Raw genomic sequence first — 4272 nt, 5'->3', positions numbered from 1 at the left:
GGTAGTACGGGTGCTTGCCGGCGTAGGTCCAGCCGGCCATGCCCTTCTTCTTCGCCTTCGCGCAGACCTTGAGCATGTCGTCCCAGGTCTCCGGGTACTCCGCGTCGAGCTTGTCGAGCGCCTTCTGGGAGTACCAGACGCCGTACACCGTGTAGGCGTAGTACATGATCCACACCGGGTCGCCGTCGAACTGGCCCATCTCCACGACACCGGGGCGCAGTGTGTCGCGCACCTTCTTGTCCGGGTCGTCGATGGAGGGCGCGTCCAGCAGCTTGGTGAGGTCGGTGAGCTGCTTCTTGCCCACCAGGACGCCCATGTCCATCTGCTCGGCGCCGGAGTTGTCGATCAGGTCCGGCGGGGTGCCGCCGTTGAAGCGGGGCTGCAGTACGGACTGGATCTTCTGGGTGGACTTCAGGTCGGTCTTGGCCTTGGGGAACTTCTTCTCGTAGACGGCCTGCGCGTCCTTGGCGTACTTCGTGCCGAAGCCGCCGTCGAAGATGTAGACCTCCAGCGCGGCGCTCTTGTTCACGCCGAGCGGGTTCTCCGCGCTCTTCTCGCCCTTGGCGACCTTCTTGTCGTCTCCGCTGCCACTGGCGCAGGAGGTGAGAGCTCCGACAGCGGGGACGGCTATCAGTCCGGCCACGGCTGCCTGCTTGATCAGATCACGACGGTTGACGTGGGTAGATCCCATGCTCAAGTCCTCGCCTTCTCCAGGACTCAGGCGGTGTACCGGTCTCCCGTCGATCGCCGGCGGCGAAGGGCCCGACACCGCGGGTCAGTTGAAGCTGGGGTGATGCTGGTCCTGCTACCGCCGGGGGCGCCGCGCACGCGCGCCGCTCGAGGTCTCGACAGGTATAGTCCACTTGCCGTGGCAGGGGCAAGATCGTGCGCAATCCGGCCTTCAGTCTTTCCCGAGTTGAGACCTCGCGGAGATGCGCGGCCCCCTCCCCGGACACTCCCCTCAGCGGCGCCCGGACACACGAAAGCGCCGCACCCCGCGAGTGCAGGATGCGGCGCCACGTTGACGGCGTAAAGGTCTCACGCCGGTCTTTGTTCTGCGGGGTGCGGCCTACTTCCGCAGCAGCGAGCGGAGCACGTACTGCATGATGCCGCCGTTGCGGTAGTAGTCGGCCTCGCCCGGGGTGTCGATGCGGAGTGTGGCGTCGAACTCCACGCCGGTCTCCGTGCTGACCTTGACCGTCTCCGGGACGCCGCCGTCGTTGAGTGCGGTGATGCCGGCGAAGGAGAAGGTCTCCTCGCCGCTCAGCCCGAGCGAGGCGGCCGTCTGCCCGGCGGGGAACTGCAGCGGCAGCACGCCCATGCCGATGAGGTTGGAGCGGTGGATGCGCTCGTAGGACTCGGCGATGACCGCCTTGACCCCCAGCAGCGCGGTTCCCTTGGCCGCCCAGTCGCGGGACGATCCGGAGCCGTACTCCTTGCCGGCAAGGACGACCAGCGGGATGCCCTGGGACTGGTAGTTCTGCGAGGCGTCGTAGATGAAGGCGACCGGCGAGTCGGGCTGGGTGAAGTCGCGGGTGTAGCCACCCTCCGTACCTTCGGCGATCTCGTTGCGCAGCCGGATGTTGGCGAAAGTGCCGCGGATCATGACCTCGTGGTTGCCACGCCGGGAGCCGTAGCTGTTGAAGTCGCGGCGGGCGACGCTGTGCTCCGTGAGGTACTGGCCGGCGGGGGTGTCAGCCTTGATCGCACCGGCCGGGGAGATGTGGTCGGTGGTGACCGAGTCGCCCAGCTTGGCCAGTACGCGCGCCCCGGAGATGTCCTCGACCGGGGCGGGCTCGGTGCCCATCCCGTCGAAGTAGGGGGGCTTGCGCACGTACGTGGACTCCGGGTCCCACTCGAAGGTGTTGCCGGTCGGCACCGGCAGCGCCTGCCACTGCTCGTCGCCGGCGAAGACGTCGGCGTAGTCCTTGGTGAACATCTCCTGGCCGATGCAGGAGGCGACGACCTCCTCGACCTCCTGCTCGGAGGGCCACAGGTCGGCCAGGTGGACGGGGTTGCCGTCCTGGTCGGTGCCGAGCTGCTCGGTGGTGATGTCGACCTTCATCGAGCCGGCGATGGCGTAGGCGACGACCAGCGGCGGGGACGCGAGGTAGTTCATCTTCACGTCGGGGTTGATCCGGCCCTCGAAGTTCCGGTTGCCGGAGAGGACGGCGGCGACGGCGAGGTCGTTGTCGTTGACGGCCTGGGAGATCTCCTCCGGCAGCGGGCCGGAGTTGCCGATGCAGGTGGTGCAGCCGTAGCCGACGAGGTTGAAGCCGAGCTTGTCCAGGTACGGGGTGAGGCCCGCGCGGTCGTAGTAGTCCATGACGACCTGGGAGCCGGGGGCGAGGGTGGTCTTGACCCACGGCTTGCGGGTGAGGCCCTTCTCCACCGCCTTCTTGGCCACCAGCGCGGCGCCGACCATCACGTAGGGGTTGGAGGTGTTGGTGCAGGAGGTGATCGCGGCGACCGCGACGGCTCCGTGGTCGATCTCGTAGGACTTGCCGTCGGGGCCGGTGACCTGGACCGGGTTGCTGAGGCCGTCCGCCGCGGAGCCGATGGCGGTGTGGCTCGGCTTGCCGACACCGTTCTCGCTGTGCCCGTAGGCCGGGGCGTCGCTGGCCGGGAAGGACTCCGCGCTCGCCTCGTCGACCGGGGAGCCCGTGGTCTGCGGCTGCTCCTCCCGCGCGGAGACGTAGGCGGGCAGGTCGGCGAGGAACTGCTGCTTGGCGTCGGACAGCGCGATCCGGTCCTGCGGGCGCTTCGGCCCGGCGATGGACGGTACGACCGTGGACAGGTCCAGCTCGAGGTACTCGCTGTAGCGAGGCTCATGGGCGGCGTCGTGCCAGAGTCCCTGCTCCTTGGCGTACGCCTCGACGAGCGCCAGCTGGGCGTCGGCGCGGCCGGTCAGCCTGAGGTAGTTGATGGTCTCCTCGTCGATCGGGAAGATCGCGGCGGTGGAGCCGAACTCCGGCGACATGTTGCCGATGGTGGCGCGGTTCGCCAGCGGCACGGCGGCGACGCCCTCGCCGTAGAACTCGACGAACTTGCCGACCACGCCGTGCTTGCGCAGCATCTCGGTGATCGTCAGCACCAGGTCGGTGGCGGTGGTGCCGGTCGGCAGCGAGCCGGTCAGCTTGAAGCCGACCACCTGCGGGATCAGCATCGAGACGGGCTGGCCGAGCATGGCCGCCTCGGCCTCGATGCCGCCGACGCCCCAGCCGAGCACGCCGAGGCCGTTGACCATGGTGGTGTGCGAGTCGGTGCCGACCAGGGTGTCCGGGTAGGCCTGCCCGTTCCTGGTCATCACGACCCTGGCCAGGAACTCGAGGTTCACCTGGTGCACGATCCCGGTCGCGGGCGGGACGACCTTGAAGTTGACGAAGCCGCTCTGGCCCCAGCGCAGGAACGCGTAGCGCTCGCGGTTGCGCTCGAACTCGAGCTCCGAGTTGCGGCGGATGGCGAAGGGCGTCGCGAACTCGTCCACCTGGACGGAGTGGTCGATGACGAGCTCGGACGGCAGCAGCGGGTTGATCCTGGCCGCCTCGCCGCCGAGGTCCGCCATGGCGTTCCGCATCGCGGCGAGGTCGACAATCGCGGGCACGCCGGTGAAGTCCTGGTGCAGCACGCGCCCGGGCGTGAACGAGATCGCCTGCGAAGGCTCGGCCGCGGCCACCCAACCCGCCACCGCCTCCACGTCGTCCGCGGTGACCGTGACCCCGTTCTCGTTGCGCAGGACGTTCTCGAGCAGGATCCGCAGCGTGTACGGGAGCCGGAGCACGTCGAACCGCTCCTGCAGCGCGTCGAGGCGGAAGAGCTCGACCTCGCGCTCGCCGACCGCGAGGCGCGAACGGGCGCCGAAGCTGTCAGGGTTGGCCATGCCCCTCGATTCAAGCAGCTTCGAGCGCCCCAGCCGCTCCACGCCGCGCTCGACGAGCGTCTTCTCGCTCGGCGAGAAGTGCCGGACGACAGCATCTGCGTACGGCTTCCCGACGCGGCGGGCATACGTGCCGAAGCCCTCGTCGCGCACCGGGCTCAAGTCCTCGGTGTACGGATCGAGGAGGTGCTGGCGCCCGACCTTGCGGGCAGCGTTGAAGAACGCGAGGCCCATGCCGACAGACACCTCGAGCAGGCTCTTCTGCTCGCGGTCGGCCTCGTGCAAGAGCGCGGAGTACACGGCGGAGAGCTCGGTCGGGCTCGGGAGCCCTTCTGCGTCCTCGCGCAGGTCGCGGAGCGACTGCTTGAGTGCCTGGAGCTCGAGCGGCGGAATGT

2 protein-coding genes are annotated in these 4272 nt (G+C 68.6%); both read right to left on the bottom strand.

The genetic code is table 11. The features are described 5' to 3' along the window. The coding region (locus ACRDP3_RS16910) for an extracellular solute-binding protein (RefSeq protein ID WP_431517783.1) at nt 1–691 on the bottom strand (691 nt) is incomplete at its 3' end. 378 nt (nt 692–1069) lie between these two features. Continuing rightward, entirely contained in the window at nt 1070–3880 is a 2811-nt protein-coding gene (locus ACRDP3_RS16905; RefSeq protein ID WP_431517784.1) for an aconitate hydratase, read from the bottom strand. Between the last annotated feature and the right edge of the window lie 392 nt (nt 3881–4272).

The sequence above is a fragment of the Streptomyces sp. genome, from assembly GCF_050698815.1.
GTDB lineage: Bacteria > Actinomycetota > Actinomycetes > Streptomycetales > Streptomycetaceae > Streptomyces.
Note: the sequence above shows the minus strand (reverse complement) of the source record. Positions and strands in the feature narration are given on the sequence as shown.

Excerpts from the sequence above, each read along its gene's own strand:
- ACRDP3_RS16905 (WP_431517784.1), bottom strand. The coding sequence starts at position 3,880 with ATGGCCAACCCTGACAGCTTCGGCGCCCGTTCGCGCCTCGCGGTCGGC.